The sequence below is a fragment of the Morganella sp. B601 genome (assembly GCF_051172335.1).
GTDB classification, from domain to species: domain Bacteria; phylum Pseudomonadota; class Gammaproteobacteria; order Enterobacterales; family Enterobacteriaceae; genus Morganella; species Morganella morganii.
In genome coordinates this window covers 1-524 of the sequence record NZ_JBPIZE010000024.1, presented here as the reverse complement: position 1 = coordinate 524, position 524 = coordinate 1, and the positions used below count along the sequence as shown (strand labels likewise).

The 524-nt window shown below is 36.6% G+C and carries 1 protein-coding gene; it reads left to right on the top strand.

Annotation, left to right across the window (positions count from 1 at the left end; genetic code table 11):
- A partial coding sequence (locus tag ACSBQN_RS19285; RefSeq protein WP_434991812.1) for a hypothetical protein occupies window positions 1-524 on the top strand: 524 nt, incomplete at both ends.

The window sequence follows — 524 nt, the reverse complement described above, 5'->3', positions numbered from 1 at the left end:
ATAAATATACTCAGGCAATTCAACAGGCAACAGCATTAAAACCTGCTGCTAATAGCTGGTTGAGTGATAATGAATTCAGAAATCCATCTGTGTCACAGCAAATAAAACACATCAAAAGAAAATTTGGTATAAAAGATAATCATGTCAGTACTGAAGAGATGTATCGCGATTTCCAGACTATATTTGATCATATCAGCCTGGAGCTTGGTGAAAAAGAACATGTTATAAATATGCTTAAGGATGAATGGATAAAATCCTTCACAGTAGTAAAAAATATAAAATGGCTGAGTAAGGATGATGATGATGCCTGTAACTGGATATGGGATTATATCTGTAACTACTCTGTCGATAATATAAAAATACCTGTCTGGCCCCTCCGGTTCTTTAACCCCGAAACTTCCGGAGATAAATATATTTGTTTTTATGCCGCCCTGCGGGCATGGAATGATAATCCCGGAGGGAAGAAGTATTTTTTATACTCTCTTAAAAAGGCATGGCAGCAGCGTTCTTTCCGGAAAAAACAA